Source organism: Dyadobacter subterraneus (assembly GCF_015221875.1).
GTDB classification, from domain to species: domain Bacteria; phylum Bacteroidota; class Bacteroidia; order Cytophagales; family Spirosomataceae; genus Dyadobacter; species Dyadobacter subterraneus.
On record NZ_JACYGY010000001.1, the window covers coordinates 2,242,084 to 2,259,571 of the forward strand.

Annotated in this window: 22 protein-coding genes and 2 pseudogenes; 7 read left to right on the top strand and 17 right to left on the bottom strand. The window is 40.1% G+C overall.

What is annotated here, in order from left to right; translation table 11 throughout:
• Positions 1–88: 88 nt before the first annotated feature.
• Complete coding sequence (locus tag IEE83_RS09275; protein ID WP_194120311.1) at positions 89–451, bottom strand: winged helix-turn-helix transcriptional regulator; 363 nt, start codon at positions 449–451, stop codon at positions 89–91.
• Positions 452–618: 167 nt separating this feature from the next.
• Here IEE83_RS09275 and IEE83_RS09280 point away from each other — a divergent pair, with 167 nt between their 5' ends.
• Both IEE83_RS09280 and IEE83_RS09285 read left to right on the top strand, forming a co-directional pair.
• Positions 619–1,632 carry a Rossmann-fold NAD(P)-binding domain-containing protein gene (locus tag IEE83_RS09280; protein WP_194120312.1) on the top strand — a complete coding sequence of 338 codons (1,014 nt, stop codon included), beginning with the start codon at positions 619–621 and terminating at the stop codon, positions 1,630–1,632.
• A 143-nt stretch (positions 1,633–1,775) separates the two neighbouring features.
• Positions 1,776–2,279 (top strand): nuclear transport factor 2 family protein, encoded by a 504-nt coding sequence (locus IEE83_RS09285; RefSeq protein WP_228101745.1) that lies wholly within the window; start codon positions 1,776–1,778, stop codon positions 2,277–2,279.
• A gap of 14 nt (positions 2,280–2,293) precedes the next feature.
• Here the strand turns inward: IEE83_RS09285 and IEE83_RS33555 are convergent, their stop codons facing one another.
• On the bottom strand, positions 2,294–2,563 hold the full coding sequence (locus tag IEE83_RS33555; RefSeq protein WP_369009344.1) for a winged helix-turn-helix transcriptional regulator: 270 nt from the start codon (positions 2,561–2,563) through the stop codon (positions 2,294–2,296).
• 398 nt (positions 2,564–2,961) lie between these two features.
• Positions 2,962–3,342: pseudogene (locus tag IEE83_RS33420) on the bottom strand (recombinase family protein).
• 434 nt (positions 3,343–3,776) lie between these two features.
• Here IEE83_RS33420 and IEE83_RS09300 point away from each other — a divergent pair.
• The gene (locus tag IEE83_RS09300) at positions 3,777–5,189 is read left to right on the top strand and encodes a T9SS type A sorting domain-containing protein (RefSeq protein ID WP_194120313.1); all 1,413 of its coding nucleotides are present in this window, start codon (positions 3,777–3,779) and stop codon (positions 5,187–5,189) included.
• A 269-nt stretch (positions 5,190–5,458) separates the two neighbouring features.
• On the opposite strand, the gene IEE83_RS09305 is transcribed toward IEE83_RS09300, so the two are convergent.
• The 14 genes and pseudogenes from IEE83_RS09305 to IEE83_RS09365 all read right to left on the bottom strand — a co-directional run bounded on the left by IEE83_RS09305 (position 5,459) and on the right by IEE83_RS09365 (position 15,696).
• On the bottom strand, positions 5,459–6,379 hold the full coding sequence (locus tag IEE83_RS09305; RefSeq protein ID WP_194120314.1) for a helix-turn-helix domain-containing protein: 921 nt from the start codon (positions 6,377–6,379) through the stop codon (positions 5,459–5,461).
• Positions 6,380–6,410: 31 nt separating this feature from the next.
• On the bottom strand, positions 6,411–6,821 hold the full coding sequence (locus IEE83_RS09310; RefSeq protein ID WP_194120315.1) for a DUF2147 domain-containing protein: 411 nt from the start codon (positions 6,819–6,821) through the stop codon (positions 6,411–6,413).
• Positions 6,822–6,862: 41 nt separating this feature from the next.
• A complete protein-coding gene (locus IEE83_RS09315) occupies positions 6,863–7,843 on the bottom strand; it encodes an NmrA family NAD(P)-binding protein (protein WP_194120316.1) in 981 nt (326 codons plus the stop codon).
• Positions 7,844–8,297: 454 nt separating this feature from the next.
• The gene (locus tag IEE83_RS09320; RefSeq protein WP_194120317.1) at positions 8,298–8,660 is read right to left on the bottom strand and encodes a transposase; all 363 of its coding nucleotides are present in this window, start codon (positions 8,658–8,660) and stop codon (positions 8,298–8,300) included.
• A gap of 467 nt (positions 8,661–9,127) precedes the next feature.
• On the bottom strand, positions 9,128–9,289 hold the full coding sequence (locus IEE83_RS33560) for a DDE-type integrase/transposase/recombinase (protein ID WP_369009345.1): 162 nt from the start codon (positions 9,287–9,289) through the stop codon (positions 9,128–9,130).
• Positions 9,277–9,462 (bottom strand): annotated as a pseudogene (locus IEE83_RS33565) (IS3 family transposase); the annotation flags it as partial. The gene IEE83_RS33560 and the pseudogene IEE83_RS33565, both read right to left, overlap by 13 nt.
• Positions 9,463–10,188: 726 nt before the next feature.
• Positions 10,189–10,716 (bottom strand): hypothetical protein, encoded by a 528-nt coding sequence (locus IEE83_RS09330; RefSeq protein WP_194120319.1) that lies wholly within the window; start codon positions 10,714–10,716, stop codon positions 10,189–10,191.
• Positions 10,717–10,728: 12 nt separating this feature from the next.
• Positions 10,729–10,866: a hypothetical protein gene (locus IEE83_RS09335; protein ID WP_194120320.1), complete on the bottom strand. Its 138-nt coding sequence runs from the start codon at positions 10,864–10,866 to the stop codon at positions 10,729–10,731.
• 101 nt (positions 10,867–10,967) lie between these two features.
• Positions 10,968–12,668: a group II intron reverse transcriptase/maturase gene (gene ltrA / locus IEE83_RS09340; protein WP_194120321.1), complete on the bottom strand. Its 1,701-nt coding sequence runs from the start codon at positions 12,666–12,668 to the stop codon at positions 10,968–10,970.
• A gap of 542 nt (positions 12,669–13,210) precedes the next feature.
• Entirely contained in the window at positions 13,211–13,450 is a 240-nt protein-coding gene (locus tag IEE83_RS09345) for a hypothetical protein (protein WP_194120322.1), read from the bottom strand.
• 311 nt (positions 13,451–13,761) lie between these two features.
• On the bottom strand, positions 13,762–13,968 hold the full coding sequence (locus IEE83_RS09350; RefSeq protein WP_194120323.1) for a transposase: 207 nt from the start codon (positions 13,966–13,968) through the stop codon (positions 13,762–13,764).
• 294 nt (positions 13,969–14,262) lie between these two features.
• A complete protein-coding gene (locus tag IEE83_RS09355) occupies positions 14,263–14,604 on the bottom strand; it encodes a DoxX family protein (RefSeq protein WP_310588491.1) in 342 nt (113 codons plus the stop codon).
• Positions 14,605–14,662: 58 nt separating this feature from the next.
• Positions 14,663–15,103, bottom strand: coding sequence for a nuclear transport factor 2 family protein (locus IEE83_RS09360; RefSeq protein WP_194120324.1), 441 nt, complete (start codon positions 15,101–15,103; stop codon positions 14,663–14,665).
• Between the two features lie 77 nt (positions 15,104–15,180).
• Complete coding sequence (locus tag IEE83_RS09365) at positions 15,181–15,696, bottom strand: hypothetical protein (protein WP_194120325.1); 516 nt, start codon at positions 15,694–15,696, stop codon at positions 15,181–15,183.
• 100 nt (positions 15,697–15,796) lie between these two features.
• Here IEE83_RS09365 and IEE83_RS09370 point away from each other — a divergent pair, with 100 nt between their 5' ends.
• From IEE83_RS09370 to IEE83_RS09385, 4 genes are all read left to right on the top strand, one after another.
• Positions 15,797–16,183: a winged helix-turn-helix transcriptional regulator gene (locus IEE83_RS09370; RefSeq protein ID WP_194120326.1), complete on the top strand. Its 387-nt coding sequence runs from the start codon at positions 15,797–15,799 to the stop codon at positions 16,181–16,183.
• Positions 16,184–16,344: 161 nt separating this feature from the next.
• The gene (locus tag IEE83_RS09375; RefSeq protein ID WP_194120327.1) at positions 16,345–16,722 is read left to right on the top strand and encodes an SDR family NAD(P)-dependent oxidoreductase; all 378 of its coding nucleotides are present in this window, start codon (positions 16,345–16,347) and stop codon (positions 16,720–16,722) included.
• Positions 16,683–17,015 (top strand): hypothetical protein, encoded by a 333-nt coding sequence (locus tag IEE83_RS09380; protein WP_228101746.1) that lies wholly within the window; start codon positions 16,683–16,685, stop codon positions 17,013–17,015. The genes IEE83_RS09375 and IEE83_RS09380 overlap by 40 nt, the downstream gene beginning before the upstream one ends.
• Before the next feature lie 278 nt (positions 17,016–17,293).
• Positions 17,294–17,464 (top strand): hypothetical protein, encoded by a 171-nt coding sequence (locus IEE83_RS09385; protein WP_194120329.1) that lies wholly within the window; start codon positions 17,294–17,296, stop codon positions 17,462–17,464.
• Positions 17,465–17,488: the final 24 nt, after the last annotated feature.

The window sequence follows — 17,488 nt, forward strand, 5'->3', positions numbered from 1 at the left end:
CATAACCAATAATGTAGTTTTTGAAATAATTAGAATAAGTGCCACATTAGCTGACAGGAAATAATAGGATTGGTCAATAAATTTCAAGTTATATACTCGTCAACTTTTTATGACGCCCCCCCCAATCTTCCAACTCCTTGATGACCGGTTTTAAGGCGTATCCAATTTCTGTAAGCTCATACTCTACCCGCGGTGGTACTTCTGCATAAACAGTCCTTATGATTATTTTATTCTCTTCGAGCTTACGCAGCTGCAAGGTCAACATCCTTTCGGTAATACCAGGTAATTTTTTCTTTAGTTCTCCAAATCTTAGTTTCCCACTTAACAGCCACGAACATATTACCAATGTCCATTGTCCGCCGATGATATTTGATGCATATGCTTCCGAACATTCATCGCTCAGCGCAAGCTTGTTTGAGAAGTTGGTTGATGTTTGTTTGATCTCGCCCATTACTTACATTATTTATAGTACCTAACAATTAGCGGGCAATATACAAAAGTTTATGTGCAGCCTTACCTTTGTCCTAAAGACAAGAGTTGACTGGGGCACGTCTGAAAGCAAAATCGCTCTTGGTGTAAGATTGCAAAATAGAAGTTACATAATTTAAAAATTTTAATATGGAATCACAGGAAAAACGAATCTTAATTGTGGGCGGTTATGGAATGGTTGGAAGTAACATCGCACGACTAATCAGACAAGCTGATAAGAATATTGAACTTGTTCTTGCAGGTAGAAATCCACAGAACGGAATACCTTTGGCTAAGGAATTAAATCATTCAGAAACTGCTTATGTCAATCTCGAAGAAGGCTTCGAACTAAGTGATTTTAAGAAAATTGACCTGATTATATCAGCGGTGGATGATCACAGTAATATATTGAGAGAAACTGCTATCTTAAATGGTATTGCATGTATTGCGGTAAGCGAATTAGCGGATCAAATCTCGCCCACAGCATTTTTGGGCCTTCACAAAACGATTGTTGCACCTGTTGTATACGCAGGTCATTGGCAAGCGGGAATATTAACCCTTATGGTCAGACAACAAGCGAATAAATTCAGTAAAATAGAAACTATCGAACTTGCAGGATTATATGACCCAAAGGATAGCGTAGGGCCGCTGGTTGCAAACGAAGTTAGTGGTTTTGTTGGTGAGGCGCTCATTCGCAAGGGGGGAAATTGGCTATCACTACAGGCAAAAGAAAACCCGAGAACTATTGATTTGTACAATCATTCATCAGCAATAGGTTACCCACTCAGCACGCTGGATGTTCCGAGTATAGCCGCTTTTACGGGTGCGAAAAATATTCGGTTCGACTTTATTACAGGGGAATCTATAGGGACCAGTAAGGGACTGGAAGCTTCCCATGACTTATACATTACTATTATTGGCACCCTACCATCCGGCGAAAAAAGAAAACTCAGCACGATCGTATCCGGCACAAAAGGAAATTCCCATCTCACAGCTGTGGGCGTATATTTAATCACAGAAAAGATATTGGGCCTGAATGGACAATCTGAACAAAAGATCGGCGGTTTGTATCTTCCGGAAACGATTGTCACAACTGATCATATCAGCAAACGATTAAAAGAATTTGACATCGAAATAATTGAAGAAACGCTGGAAAGTTTGTAGAACTTAATCATTAAAATAATAACGTGAAAAAACTAACATTAGCAACTTCCATCTTACTGTCAGTTGGTAGCGAAATCATGGCACACCCGATAAGTTACCTTCCTAATCTAAACACATTTCAGCCTGTTCTAAATTCTCAAAAGATGAGAAAATGGGACGGCAATATACCACCCATTGATCGTTATAACTCCGGTGCTGAGAAGGTAATTTATAACGAAGAGCGCTTACCGATAGAATCATATGGAAGCACACCGGATGCAAGCACTACTAAATCGATTCAGATCAAAAAACGAACAAAAATGGAAAACGCAACGATATTACACAAAGCCAACGAATTCGTTAAAAAGGGAAACTATGAAAGTTTTCTAGCCTATTGTACACAGAATACCAAATGGTTTTTTGTAGGCGAACGTATCCTTGAGGGTAAAGATAAAGTACGAGCGTATATGCAGGAATTCTATTTCGAACCGCCCGTATTTACCGTCGAAATGACCATTGAGGAAGGTGATTATGTAACCGTGACGGGGGAAATTACCTTGAAGGCTGCAAATGGAACCTATAACCACTATGATTATTGCGACATCTGGCGCTTCGAAAATGGAAAGATTGCAGAATTGAAAGCTTTTGTCATAGAAAAGAAATCCTAAACTTTTTCTTTGTTCTATGCTGCTATATAAGATAGCAATGGGCAAAGTTTTTCCTCGTATTCGGTGAGGGCATACTCTATCTGAGGGGGAAAATCATCGAACTGTTTCGTACTAATTAACCCATCAGCTTCAAGTTCTCTTAGTTCTTCAGTTAATACTTTTCTCGAGATAGAGGGCACCCGGACATTAATTTCCCCAAAACGCCTGCATGCTTGGAAAGCACTTGCAAAATAAGCACTGTCCACCGTTCTCCGAACATAGCTATCGTTTCTATAGCAGGGCATTGAGCATGATCTAAATTATTTTTCATTGTTACTTTCAGGATACCACTTTTTAGTTCGTTAACAACCGGATAAGGTATTTTACAGTATCGTTTTCAGTTTCTTTGCCGGATTAATAACTGTTCGGTTACACTTAACTAAACAGTTATTAACCATGTTTTGCTATTAATTAAGATTCCACGATGTCTGAGATATTTGTACAACGTCATTTTCGAGATTTCCAGATCAGCGGCGATTTCATGCACACCCAACTTGCGTTCATTGTACAACGTTTGTGCTAACGTAGCTTTTTTCTCAGCCTCTTTTGAAAGCCCACGGCTACTTTCACCTTTTCGGCCACACGTGCACGGGCTGCTTCTAGTCTCGATTTAGTCCGCTCCCTGATCAGTTCTCTTTCAAATTCAGTGAGGGATGCAAAAATTAAAGATGAGCCTACCTTGGGCAGTTGTTGTATCGATATGATCATTTATGGAAACAAGGCCGATTCCCCGCTTTTCAAAATCAGAGGTCATTTCCAAAAGATGTTTTAAGGAGCGTCCCTAACGGTCTAGCTTATAAATATAAATCACATCGCCTTTGCGAAGAATTTGTCGCATAGCAGCAAGTTGTGGTCTATCGGATTTTATACCAGAAGCCCTTTCTTGAAATACTTTTTAACACCCGGCTTTTTGCAAAGCATCTAGCTGCATTTTCAAATTTTGATCCTGGGTAGATACCCGTGCATATCCGATTTTCAATTTTGTATACTTTAACCCCGCTGCGACCGGTGAAGACCCCTTCATTGATCCAGACTTCCTGCATCAGCGTTTCTCTCGGGATCAGTTCACCAAAATTTTTATGGAGCAATTCTAGATGTTTGTGTCAAAACTTCAAAAGAAATTAAGCCGGGATCCAGAGCTGAGAAAAACGAATATTCATGGTAAGGGGTATTAGCTGGAAATACCTGGAAGACAGATTATTTAAAAACATATGTCTTATCCACCCTGGCATATCCTAATTTTAATTTTGTACATGTTAAGCCATATAGGAATTCAAATTTAAGCGACGCATTGCTTAAAATTTAAGAGAGATGCAAAATTTGATTGATGAGCTTGGATTAAAAAAAGATATTTTAGAATAAATAAAATAATTGTAATAAGTATAATTCAGTCACTTTCTCATTATAGAACTAAATTAGGTCTCATGTAAAATAAGTTCTACTAAAACGATGTACTTTATGAAAAAATTCTATTGCCTAGTGCTATTAGCAGCCCTCTTTCTTATAAAAATATCAAATGCGAATGCAGCCCTTTCTCAGGGTGATCTTGCGGTTATCGGAATGAACGGTGATTTTGATGACCCTACATCTACAAAACGGAGTTTCGCAGTGGTTGCATTAAGCAGCATTGCTAAAGATGAGGTAATATATTTTACTGACCGCGGATGGGTGAATGCATTTGGCTCAACTTCGGCTCATTTCGTAGGTTCGCTCGCTAATCCACCATTAGCAGGAACTTACACCAACGAAGGGACCTTTCAATGGAAACCTTCTGCAATTATACCTGCGGGTACGGTAATCACATTTAAAATTGACCTCGCAGCAAGGGTCGTATCGGGGGTAAAAGGTGATGGTATTGCACTTCCCTCAGCAGAACTGTCCATACTGCCGAGCACATGGACTAATATCAATCTTACTGCTAATCCATGGCCAGCAGGGACTGGCGATCAAATATTAATATACCAGGGCACACAAAGCAATCCAACATTTATCTATGCCTTTAATAACCTAAGATGGTCCTCTTCTACAAATGTGGCAAATGGCTGGTTTACAAATCCTGACAGTATTGAACCAACGAACTTTTTTCCAGCATATTGTGAATTACCCACAAGTTTAAATACCAATTGTTCACTTGGGTTTTTGACCAACCCAAATAACAATACTCGTTATACCAATACTATCTATAACCCTACTTTAACAAGCGGGACAAAAGAAGTTTGGCTAGACGATATTACAAATCCGGCAAAATGGAATAATACAACTTCTGGCAATACACCATATAACTTCACCCAGGGGTTTGGTTCAGGAGAGATAACCTTTTTTAACATGGGGGCCTTGCCGGTTTCATTGGCACGTTATTTTGCAAAGGTAGAAGGGGGAGCTGTTAAGCTGGAATGGTCAACTGCAACCGAAACAGACAACAGCCATTTTGAGATAGAGCATTCAACCGATGCAAAAAACTTTAAAATGATCGGATTTATTGAAGCAAACGGATCTTCATCGGTGAGGCGAGATTATACCTGGTACGATAATCGGCCATTAAACGGTACAAACTATTATAGACTTGTCCAGATTGATTACGATGGAAAAACTACAAAATATGGTATCAAGTCCCTAAGGTTCGGGCCTCCTACAGAATTAAGTCCCTATCTTTACCCAAATCCTGCGGTGGAAACAGTAACCATTCCTTTATCTGGAAAAACCAGCAGGGTGGATTTGTTAGACGCAAATGGTACACTCTTACGTCAGCTTGCCATCCGGGAAAACGAAATTAATGTTATTGTCCCTGTAAATAACTTATTGATGGGGACTTATTTTATCCGCCTGCATACCGAAGTTGGTATTATATCCAGTAAATTTGTCAAGTTTTAATCATTATTATTCTGAAAGGCCTAAGAGATAATTATTAGGCCTTTCAGAATACTATGGATTTTTTTTAACCGTCCTCATTATACTAAATGACGAAAGACAGAATTATGGAGTGGTTGAAATTTTCTTTAATTTATTTGGATAGTGTATTTCGAACTCGTCAGTATAAAAACTGCACTTAACAGACATAATAGTCCAAAATAAAATAAGCACTCATTTCTTGATTTCAATAATGTTAAAAAATCGATCATAAAGTAATTGATAATTTATAATTAATTGAAAGACGCCCGGAACTCAACCGGAGTAAGATCGGTTTTGCTTTTAAATAATTTGCTGAAAGACTGTGGGTACTCGAATCCTAGCTCAAAAGCAATTTCGCCTATAGTAAGCGTAGTCGTCGAAAGTTTTTCTTTTGCTTTTTCAATGAGCTTTTCATGAATGTGCTGCTGGGTATTCTGACCGGTAAGGGTTTTCAAAACTCCACTCAAATAGTTTGGAGAACAATTGAGAAGTCCCGCAATGTACTGTACCGTAGGCAATCCTTTATTGATAATGGCTTCATTATTAAAATAGTCGTCAAGAATTTTTTCCAGTTTATCCAGTATCTGATTTCCCGATATTTTACGCGTGAGAAACTGACGCATATAAAACCGATTTGAATAATTGAGGAGTGATTCAATTTGAGAAATGATAATCGACTCACTAAATTTATCTATGTGTGCATGATATTCCTGCTCAATATTTTTGATAAAACTGTTCAATATAAGCTCTTCTTTTTCGGACACAAAAAGAGCTTCGTTTATCGCATAATTGAAGAAATCAAATTTTTTGATGGTTTTAGCTAATGTATTTCCCCATAGGAAATCCGGATGAATGAGCAACATACTTCCTGCACTCTTAAAATCATTATCCGCTTTAAATGAAAATATCTGATTAGGTGCTATAAAGAACAAAATGCCTTCATCGAAATCATACTGTTGCTGGCCGTAACCATACTGTACATCTCCGACCTTCACCTTTTTGAGTGAGATGATATAAAAATCAAAGATCACCTTGATACTTTCCTCACTTTTATAAGGTGTTAATTCAGCTAGATCTATAACACTAATCATAGGATTTACAGGATTGCTTACACCTAGTATTTTATGATATTCTTTAATGGTTTTTATTCTATAGGGCTGCTGCAGGTTCATTCCGATTAGTTTAAAAGATCTAAAAATAAGATTATTCCACATCAACTCTTTCCAAAGTAAGTCCGGGATTTAATCCGAAGAAAGAAAGTCCCCAAAAGCCTTTGATATTTAGGTCGCCATTTTTGGTGACGGTAAGATAAGAATCATAGGTATTTCCCTTTTTCCCATCATAATCATAAAGCTTTCCCTTCCAGCTGTTCTTCTTATCATTAAATATAATTTCTGTTAACAAAAAGATTCCTACCAATGGCATTTTCCGCTTTTCTTTGTCAGGATTATTTACATCTAAAACGGGTTTTCCATCATTATCGACAGAATGTTTTAAATAGATTAGTTTGCCGTAATAGTTTTTACCGCTCTTAAATATCTGCACACTGCCCTCTTTTACAGGGCTATACCATACACCAACGATATCATCGGCTTTTGATTGTGAAAATAACATTGTTGAAAAATTAAAGAATAGAATTGATAGAAATAGATGTCTCATTGCTCTTTGTATTTTAAGGCGAATTCTTTCGCAAAATCTTTAATTTTCACCCTGCCAAAAATGGCTGGTCTGCTTTTGAAGTAATCCTCAAACAAACTGCCATCATGCATCGCAACATTCATTTCTGTAAATTCTTTGGCGATTTTTTCTGATGCCCCTATTTTTTTGAATGCGTCGCTCATTTGTTTGTCGCTAATAAGCACCCATTTTAAGTACGGCTTTCCGATGGCGTTACCCAAAACAGAGGCTATTTCCTGACATGTGAGTTCTTCACTGGCAACATACCTCACTTTTCTCCCTTTTTGTTGAGTGTTAATTTCCTCTGCAATGGTGGTTGCAATATCATTGGGAGACACCCAAGCGATTTTGTCGGTTGCTCCATAATTCGACAATATAATTCCGGAATATCCTTTCACAAGACCTTTGAGACCATAATGTTTAAGGTAGAACAATTTCCCGATAATACCTTCCAAAAAACCTTTGCCCTTAACCATATCCATAAAGGCATACAAATTATAATCGAAAGATCCTGGCCGAAGATGAGTAACAGATATGTCTGGAGAAAGTCGTTTAAAAACACTTTCTGCAATATAGTGAAAAACCAATACCCCGACCCCAGTCTGTTTTTCTGCACCTACACTGCTCAGATGAATTACTTTTTTTATACCAGCTTTTTGAATTGCCTGAAGATAATTTGTACTAATATTTAATGCCTGTTCTCGATAATCAAGATTCTGATCTCCGAAAAAGTTAAAGGGTGGGATCATACAGTAGGCAGCATCATGACCTTCAAAAGTTTTAGTTAGAAAAATATCATCCTCTACCTCGCCAATGGCAGCCCATGCTCCCAACTGCTCTATTTCTGCTTTCCTTGCGGGCGAACTGCTGATTACAGTAACGTGATGTCCTTGTTTTATCAATTGCACCACAAGCGGCTTACTGATATTCCCTAATGAACCTGTCACAACTATTTTCATATTATTTTACCATTTAGTTTTGACGCAAAGTTCAGTCAACTAAATGCCTCTTACGTGTTCAAATCCACTTTTCTTGTGTTCAAAAACATGCTATTATACTTCGTTTATAAATCGATTAAATAACGATGTCATGATTTTGTGAATGAGAGGACTAATAAGGCCTGTATAGAAATTATGCAATATAAAAAAGGTAAAATGAAAAAGTATTGTATGAGATTGACATAGCAAGTAAGAGGGTTTTGTCTCAAAAAACGAAGAATTTTAACTAATGCTGAATTACTATTTCCAATTTGTGTGAATCTAACGGCTCCGGAAATCAGGAACCACTATGCTGAGCAGAAAAAATGACACTACATGATACGGTTCTGAGACCACTTCTCGATAAGTCAGAAATTGCATATGTGTACGGCCTGGATATTTCGGAGAAGTTGGGTTCTTCGTCAATTTTGGTGAATTAATTTGCGAGTACCATTGTCTTTAAAAGGTCAAATCCAGCCCTACCGTAAATTTCTCTTTTAATGGTTTTAAGTTTATTTACTTGTCCTTCAACTTGACCGTTACTGATACTCGATATGACGGCCTGATTCACAGCTTCATAATCCAGGAGTATTCCTTTTGCAAACGTTTTCAGGCTTGAATCTGACTTTATCGCTCGTTCAATCCATTTTTGTAGACTTCCGGGTTCTTTTGCATGAAATAACTTTTTGAATTGACTTTCAAGTTCTGATGCTTCACTTATGATACTGGATGAGCTGTATAAAAAATCAAGAAATTCTTTGTCTGTGACGTTTAGTTTATGCACGTTAGAAAGAGCCATAAAGGACAATTTTGTAATTGACCAAATTTTAATGTCAGGCAGTGGAATTGCAATAATAATGAGGACAAAATGTTAAGCCGCAATTTTCTGCATTTTTTAAGTTCTTCAAATTCGTTGGGTGACATATATCCCAAGGCAGAATGAAGCCTTTTTTATTGTACCGCAGCGGCCGCCGCCAGGTTTCAATATATTCAAATACTATCACTGCCGCTTGCTGCTAATTGACAAACTTATTTTAATAACACATTCTACTCTTAAAGTTTGGAATCGGCCGATGCGAAAGCTCTCTGCAACAACATTATCCCAACAATTTCCTTTACGACGCCAGGTGGCCCTGTCGTGCTTCTAATTACAAGTGGATTTTTATCAAGTAAACTTTTGAATTCATTGCATGAATACTGAATCCCCTGGTCAGTGCGATGGAAAATTAACTCAGATGTTATAGTTCTATTTTTCTGAGCCATTTTTCACGCACGTATCACAGTAGCAATAGCTTTCATTGTTGAACTTAGTGACCATCCAATTACTTTCCTGTCAGCCAAATCTAGTACTGTAGTGAGATATAGCCAGCCTTGGGTTGTGTTAATGTAGGTGATGTCAGATACCCACGCAGTCGCTATTTTATCCACTTTGAATTGCCTGTTGAGCTTATTTCCGCATCCAGATACTTATGCTCAGAATTTGTTGTGATACGGAATTTCCTTTTAACGATACTCCTTATTTTTGCTTTCCTCATCAGTCTGGCAACCCTTAGACAAGAAACTTTTACATCCAATTTGTACAATTCCTGTGTGATCCTGGGACTTCCGTATGTTTACTTACTTATACCATGAATAACCCTGATTTTCTCAGTAAGAATCTGGTTTTCAATGGCTGTATTCGATAACTCGTTGCTCAACCAAATATAAAGCCTACTCCTGCTTACCTCAAATACCGTGCACCTTTTCGCAATCGAAAATAATTTTCTGTTATTCTTTATGTACCCGAATATTTGCCATCGCTCCTGGAGAAAATGCCGGGAATCGCATGCCGACAGCCTTTTTTTGTACAACCGGATTTAAAGCATTGAAAAAGAATGTTTTACAATTAATTTTTCCAGTTCCTCTTTCGTCAATTGAAGAGCATGTAATCTTTTATCAAGATGTTTCAACTTGATCGTTCTTTGCTTTTCAATATTTTTTTCAACCTCAGTCTTTCTATATGGTTCGGCCTTGATAATCATGTTCCAAATTATGACTGCAAGCTTTCTCGCAGTAGCCGTAATAGCTGCAAGTCAGCCTTTTTTGAAAGCAACGCGTTTGAAGAATGGCGTTAGTTCGTGATCTTTCTGATTGCCGATTGAATTGGCTGCTTATCCCAATGCTTTGGCAATATAATTTTTTCCGGAAGGCATTCAGTTACCAATCAATTTGCCCACGCTGATTTTATATTTGTTACAAGACCAAGCCAGCATGAGAAGCTTTTGGCCGTCGGAAACTTGTGTATGTCGTGACCCATATTTGTCAAAATACACAAAACCGCATTGTAGCTAATTCAGATATAGCGAACAAGTCAGTTTGGAAGTACTGATAGGAAAGATGTGACAAGTTGAAAGATGGGGCATGGTTATTTGCCCTTTCTTACTGCTTTTCAACTGCTTCTGCTCTTCCATGGATATTTCAACGGAAGGAGCATATTTAATAAGAAAAGTTTCGATCACCTGATCGCACTCTTTAAGTTTGAGTTCATATAGTTGATAAAAATCCAGACAGGCCCTTAATTCAAAGAGTAATTCCTCTCGCCACCAACCATGCAATGCATCAGCAATTTCTTGACGGGATTTCTTTACACGGACACTAATCTGGGCAGCTAAGTATTCGGGCTCTCGATTTCCAGCCAATATTGCATCAATAACAGCCATCCCGGATTGTCCTGTAATATCATTAAGTACAACGTCCAGCCGGATATTCATCAACCGAAGACATTTCTGCATCTTGTTGCTGTAAAGGGCTGACTGCTGAACCAGATGAAGACGATGGTAATAATAGCTGCGTAGCTGCTGAAATGTATCACTCAAAAGTAAACTACCTTACAAAAGTCCCAGCGCATGCAGTTTTGGAATCCACTTGCAGTCGATCACATCGGTCTTACGACCCTTCACATTTTTGGTTTGGTTACCGCCAACCAACAATACCTCAAAACCGGCTTTCTGTAAAGCATTGAACAAAGTTTGCCAATAGTCGGATAGGTCAGGAGCATCACTGCTCCTTTCCCTCCTCAGAACCGGACTTGTGCATTACTACACATCCGGCTCAAGCAAATGACTAACTACGTTGGCTTTAACTCGTTGCTGCTGGCAGTGTGATGTTTCGAGTGAATTTGTTGGTGGCAATTGACATGCAACAATCTCAGATTACTGTACGCGTCAGTTCCTCCGAGGCTTTTTGGTTTCACATGGTGTACATGCAGTTGTTCTTCGTTAAAAAGCGATGTTTTGCAAACCGGACACAGATAGTTCTGACTTTTTGCAATCCTTTGCTTGCTTGGCACCAGTTCGGTGAAGGCTTTCGCTTTCTGACGATCCCTCCAATAGATTGTCATGCCTGGATCATCCGGACATGCAAAGCCTTGCACTAATCTATGTCGTTCAATTTTAAACCAGGAGAACTTTAACAAGTGCATTCCTGTCTTTTTATCTCCGAACACCCAATAGTCCTGGCGGTCAAGATTTAATCTGCCCCAGTATTTTGCTTGTTTCCATGCATAGTTCTTCTCTGGATGCATTCTTCTGACATACCGCACCTGTCGCGTGAACATCCACATGTCCAATTTTCCAAATATTTCTTTGGACACTCCGGTGCGAAAGTAATTAGCCCATCCCCTGATAATCGGGTTAAGTTTTCTTATGATTATTTCCATGCCTTGTGATTTCATGGACATCCATTCTTCCTTTAAACGGTCCCTGATTTTAAGGATGGATTTTCTGCTGGGTTTGATCAGGGTTTTAAATCCTGTTCGTGAGTTCTTGACTGGGTAAATACATATATTAAACCCAAGAAAATCAAATCCTTCCGTCAGATGTCTGATGCGTGTTTTTTCCTGCGAAAGCTCAAGCCCTCTTTCTTTTAACCATTGTTGTAATAAGACTACTGTCTGCAGAGCGTCTTTCTCTGTTGCACAAAAGACAACAAAGTCATCAGCATATCTGACAACTTTGCGCTCCCCATAGGTCCGTGTTCCTTCCCGGTTATATTTCATACCTATAACTTCTTCCATTCCATGCAGGGCAATATTGGCCAGCAATGGTGAGCAGCATCCTCCTTGTGGAGTACCTTTTTCTGTTGAGAAGAAAACGTTCCCTTCCATGTATCCTGCCTTCAACCATTGTTTGATCAATGCTTTGCCAGGAAAGTTTATGATCCTTTCTATCAGAAAGTTATGATCAATGTTATCGAAAGCACCCTTGATGTCGGCATCAATTACCCATTGTTTTAGGGAATTCGGCCGTGCATAACGGTAAATTCTTTCAATTGCGTCGTGACAACCTCTGCCAGGCCGGAAGCCGTAGCTGCTGGATTCAAATTTTGATTCCCATTCCGGCTCCAGTGCATTGACTATCATGGTCTGAAGGCATCTTTCTTTGATCACAGGAATACCTAAGGGCCTGTATTTCCCATTGGCTTTAGGGATGTAGATTCGCCGTGCAGGCTTAGCTTTCCAAGGCTGATGTGATAACAGGTCATCTACCATTTTTCCACGTTCAATAGCAGTTTTTACAATAGCCTTATCAACTCCGGGAGTGTTCTTGCCAACATTCACTTGTGTCACTTTGCGGACGCTCACTACGATATTAGCATAGCTGCGAAGCATTAATTTTTGCAATGAGCGCAACTTTTTATAGTTGCCTTCCTTAGCAGCCCTAAAGATGCGGCCTCTTAAATTTTTAAGCACACGAAATACGCTGCGCCAATTTATGGCATGCCATTGTGTTGCTCCATTGTGTCCGTTTACCAGGTTTTCGCCTTGCATCTAACTTGTCACTTCGTTCAAATTTAATTACTCATTCTTTGGGTCATTCACCAGACCCGCGTCTGCACCTTTTCAGGTTGAGTATTGCCCTATCCGGCAGGTTATTGATTCCCTTTGCCTTTCGGCGTACCGGCTTTCGCTTTTCGGGTCTTCCTGTTCCCACTGAGGAATTCCGTCTTTCCTCACGGTAAGACCTACCATAATTATGGACCTCATTGGGGTTACCACGTTCCACACGTTTGAGATGCGACTGGTTAGGGTGCCTCTTTTACCACGGGGATTAGGGTGCTTGCCATCCGTCGGAACCACCGAATGTTCCTATATATCCCATCATTACCGTATCAATCCTTGTTTTCGGTAACCAGAGCATGACGCGGCCTCATCAGAGGTTCATTTTCATTCACCCTTCCAGTCTTCCCCTTGCCCGGTTCGACTAAAGGATTTAGCCTTGCCTTAGGCTTTATCCTCATGCAACAGACCCCATCGTTACCAATGACGCCCCTTTGGATTGGAGATAGGTTTGAGCACTAACCCAATGGATTTTATCCATACTCAATACGTGCAACTTCGTGTCGCACACTTCCGGTGCTCTCCATAGCGATAGTAGTAATACCATGGGTGCGCAGATGGGTGATTAAGTTCTGATGGTCTGTGGTGTAAACGCCAAATTCACGAACATTATCTTTGTTTTGGTCAATAGCCACCAAGTGACTCCGTGAACCAACATCAATTCCCGCAGCGTGGGGATAAATGATTTTGAATGGTATTTCCTGTGATCCCATAAACAGTTTTTGGTTAATGACTTCTGGGAGCGTACGCGGTTCGTTAAGATTTTTCTGTACGGGATTCTATAAAGATCACCAGGCTATTCAACAAATACCCTTGAAAGGGCAAGGTACGCTCCGGCCCAGATTTTAGGAAGGACTCAAAGTACCAGTAAAGGCGGGAGGCTTGGTTCAGAAAAATACATTAAGGTATTTATTCGAGCCGAACTTAAGTTGTTCTGGCTATTCAACAGCCAATATGCTGTACACGGATTTTAGGATATCGCGTTCGAGTTGGGTTTCGCGAAGTTTTTCCTTAAACGAGCTAATTATTGTTCCTTGTCGCTCAAAATTACCTTTCCATTGCAGGGAAAACTGCCATTCTGTTTTGCGGAGAACTCTCTAAGCCACCGGTATAGCATCGCTGGTGGAATGTCCAATTCTTTTGCCAATGCACCAAGATCTGTGCGGCTATTGCTCAGTTCAACACTCATCAGTTTGAACTCCTTATCAAATACTCTTCTTTCTCCAGGCATAATGTTAAGTTATAAAAGTTTCACTTAACTTCCTGTCCATATAAAGGTAGCATGCGCAAAACTTCAAATACTTAGCCCGGAATTTGTCTGAATTTTCTATTGAGTAAATGCTGCTAACGAAGACTTTCATTCGTTTTATTTAAATCCCTTTGTATTAGGTGAAAGAAATATTGACGATTCCCTTTATCGCACTTTAAATCATACTAACCCCGGTACCTGTCGTTTTCTTAACAGAACCGGGGTTGTGAACTTATTATTCCCAAGTAGTTACAGGGGCAGCTTTGTCGGAAAGAATCATTGCTTTTCAAGAACTCCGGATACTGGAACACCGGTGAACAAAGATGGATCTCGCAAAAAAGCGGGAATCCAGATCAATGTCAAAGGAACTGCAGGATTGAGCATGGATCCATGATGGGACAATTCAGTCGCCATCGCCCCTGCGAAATATCTACACAGAAGAATAAAGCCTAAGCGCAGTGTCTTTGGGAAAACAAACAATAAGATGAAGCTCATTTCCATCAATCCCAGTACTGTTGCCGATTTGGGTAAGTTAAATTTGACCAGACCGTCAACCGACCATGGCAGGTGTATGGCCTTCATAAGGCCGCTCAGACCGACCATCACGGTAGTTAGCACCGTAAGTGAAACGGTGAGGATTTTTTTAGCTTTCCTGGCGTATTTTTATCTGGGATTATTAACTATTAAACGGCCTGGCTTCTACGATCGTAAAGTGAGCAGTACGCTGCTTAATCAGCCATTTTTCACCTTGGAAGACATACTGGTCATCGTATCTGACACTGTAGTCGGTAATGTTATCTTTTCCGTCAGCTTCCCGGACCATCTTGATCTGTGTGAAGGAAATACCCGTAGCGGTACGTCCGTCTATCTGGACAGTATGCTGCCCATTTAAAGTGAAGTAGGTTTTTACCTGAGTAGAATGTTCATCAAAATCTCTCTCCATGTTTTCTCTGCCTTCAACATCGACCACCAAGGCATTTCCCATATATACTTTGTATTGAAGATCATCAGTGAACAGATCCATTAGCTGAGAGATCTTTTTTTCATCACCTAAATAAGCATAGGCATCGATTAGATTGCGTAATTCTTCCTTGTCTTTTAAAATTTGCTGTGACATGACCTTTTTGTTTAGTAGGACAATTGATAATTAAATAATGTGCGCAGGCCATTGTAGAGGTATCTTTTTTCAAGTACTTACAATATTGGCTTAGCTTCAAAAACCTGGTAAGCCTGCAGATTCCGGTAAGTGAGTCCATAATGAGTATCCCATTGATCCAAGTCTGTTTCAATGAGCGTGAGCTTGACGTTCTTTTGCCCGGCAAGTTGCCCAAGTATTCCAATGCCAAAGGCTGTAATCTGCTCTGTCCAGGCGGCAAGGGCTGTGAAGTCCGGATATTTAAGCCGGTAAGCTTCAAGAAAGGCTTCCCGATTTTCAGAAAGGATACGGTTGTATTCTTTTGAATTTATCACATAGTCTGTAAAATCGGAGTAGTCAAAATCAGTTCTTCTCAACACCAGTATCTGTGAACGCAGCATTGGCATGGGTTCTACCACACCACTGATTAGCGCTGTACCGATAGTCCTTATCACCGTAAAGGGATAGACGCCTGTCGAGGGCATCGAAAGATAAATATCCTGTAACATCGTTTCTATTAACTGATTGAATTCCCAATCGCTTGGTTGCTGATTTTGTGAATCTGCTCTTTTCATAAATGCTGTATGAATTTGTTGAGAGCAAAATTATAGTATATTTGATTACATTTTATTACTTGTTACTAATAGGTTACCAGCTTATTATATCGTACTACTTATGAAAAAAATAGAAGAGGGCCAGGGAAACAATAAAGCATTCACCGAAGAATGCAATGTGATTTTGAATGCCGTAGGTGATGCCATGTATGCCATTGGTGGTAAATGGAAGCTGCGGATCATCATATCCATTGCCCGTGGGAACAAGCGTTTTAGTGAATTACAAAGGCAAATTGCCGGTATATCAGGCCGCGTGCTGTCGGCCGAATTGAAAGAACTGGAAGCAAACGGTTTTGTGCTTAAAAAAGTGGCGGTCGGCTTCCCGGTGCTGATTGAGTATGAGTTGACCCCATACAGCCAGACGCTGGAAAAGGTAGTAGAGTCGCTGGTTGATTGGGGAAAGCAGCACAGGGAGAAGATCAAGAGGGAGTTTGCCGAGGATAAATAAAGAATGAACGGCGGTATTTTACACCGGTAAGTACAAGCCAACCACCGAGTCTGCGAAGTCGTTCTCAAAAGCGTTTCATAGCAGATTCAAAAGGCTGGATATTTTAATCAGCAACGCTGGTATTATGTATCCGAAACAGCGCCAATTATCCAAACCGGGGTTTGAGTCTCAATTCGCGACCAACCACCTGGGTCATTTTCCTTCTGACGGGGTTGCTGCTGGATTTGCTCAAAGCCACACCCAACGCCCGGGTAGCTACCCAAAGCGTGGTATGCATAAAAAAAACATCCCTACAAAAATTTGACGGAGATATCCATTTTGATGATATTAATTTTGATAAAGACTTCGATACCAACAAAGCTTACGTGCAAAGTAAACTGGCCAACTTGCTTTTTCCCTATGAGCTGGACAGGCAATTCAAGCAGCATGGTATTCAGGCGGTTTCAACCGCAGCGCATCCGGGTTCACGGCGACAAACCTGCAGGCGAACCTGGGGCTTTTGGGTAAAGTTACCAATTTATTTATCGCTCAAAAAGTAGAAATGGGTGCCTGGCCGATTCTCAGAAAGGCTACCGATCCGGCTTTACGAGGCGGGGAATACCTGGGATTGTGCAGTCTAACGAAAGATCATATGATGTGGATCTTGCCAAACGGCTCTGGGCACTATCTGAATCTGCAACTGAGCTCACGTATAATTTCTAGATCATGGCTGACAGCAAACCACTTGTCGAATCAGTTCCATTTCAGAATGCACCGGTTTATGGGTGTGCCCAGGCCCATGCATCCGCTGATCAGTGTAATGGAACTGGATACGGTAAAAATTTCAGTCTAGACCAGGCTGATTACAAGCTTCTACAGCATCTTGTTTAAAGGAATGCGGTCAATAAGCTCAAGTACGGGCAGCAGTATTACGATTGCGACACAGGAATGGTGGCACTTTTAGGACCCAATCAGGTTTCGGTGGCTGAGGTAATGCAGGAGCCTGTGGCGGTGGGCTGAATTTTCATCCGAATTTCATACGGAATTATTCGCTTGGTAAAAAAAATCAAGGAATACGTTTTTTTTCTTAATCCGTACACGAAGCATTGCACCTGTCAGAAAAAGTAAGCGATGCTGATCGGGGGATTACAGAACATCCAGCAGGAATATGAGTCAAACATTGATAAATTCAGTCAGGATTTGATGGTTTCACACCTGGAAGTGTTGTTGAACTATATCAACCGGTTATACAACCGGCAGTTTCTGACCCGCAAACATTTTCAATACAATAGCATGCTGTAGCAGTCAAGAAAGAAATTCCCTTCA

Coding starts and splice junctions, on each gene's coding strand:
- IEE83_RS09310 (WP_194120315.1), bottom strand. CDS start 6,821: ATGTTATTTTCACAATCAAAAGCCGATGATATCGTTGGTGTATGGTAT.
- IEE83_RS09365 (WP_194120325.1), bottom strand. CDS start 15,696: ATGAAAAGAGCAGATTCACAAAATCAGCAACCAAGCGATTGGGAATTC.
- IEE83_RS09320 (WP_194120317.1), bottom strand. CDS start 8,660: ATGGCTCTTTCTAACGTGCATAAACTAAACGTCACAGACAAAGAATTT.
- IEE83_RS09370 (WP_194120326.1), top strand. CDS start 15,797: ATGAAAAAAATAGAAGAGGGCCAGGGAAACAATAAAGCATTCACCGAA.
- IEE83_RS09280 (WP_194120312.1), top strand. CDS start 619: ATGGAATCACAGGAAAAACGAATCTTAATTGTGGGCGGTTATGGAATG.
- IEE83_RS09385 (WP_194120329.1), top strand. CDS start 17,294: ATGCTGATCGGGGGATTACAGAACATCCAGCAGGAATATGAGTCAAAC.
- ltrA (WP_194120321.1), bottom strand. CDS start 12,668: ATGCAAGGCGAAAACCTGGTAAACGGACACAATGGAGCAACACAATGG.
- IEE83_RS09300 (WP_194120313.1), top strand. CDS start 3,777: ATGAAAAAATTCTATTGCCTAGTGCTATTAGCAGCCCTCTTTCTTATA.
- IEE83_RS09350 (WP_194120323.1), bottom strand. CDS start 13,968: ATGCCTGGAGAAAGAAGAGTATTTGATAAGGAGTTCAAACTGATGAGT.
- IEE83_RS33555 (WP_369009344.1), bottom strand. CDS start 2,563: ATGCCCTGCTATAGAAACGATAGCTATGTTCGGAGAACGGTGGACAGT.
- IEE83_RS09360 (WP_194120324.1), bottom strand. CDS start 15,103: ATGTCACAGCAAATTTTAAAAGACAAGGAAGAATTACGCAATCTAATC.
- IEE83_RS09345 (WP_194120322.1), bottom strand. CDS start 13,450: ATGGGATCACAGGAAATACCATTCAAAATCATTTATCCCCACGCTGCG.
- IEE83_RS09275 (WP_194120311.1), bottom strand. CDS start 451: ATGGGCGAGATCAAACAAACATCAACCAACTTCTCAAACAAGCTTGCG.
- IEE83_RS09285 (WP_228101745.1), top strand. CDS start 1,776: ATGAGAAAATGGGACGGCAATATACCACCCATTGATCGTTATAACTCC.
- IEE83_RS09315 (WP_194120316.1), bottom strand. CDS start 7,843: ATGAAAATAGTTGTGACAGGTTCATTAGGGAATATCAGTAAGCCGCTT.
- IEE83_RS09305 (WP_194120314.1), bottom strand. CDS start 6,379: ATGAACCTGCAGCAGCCCTATAGAATAAAAACCATTAAAGAATATCAT.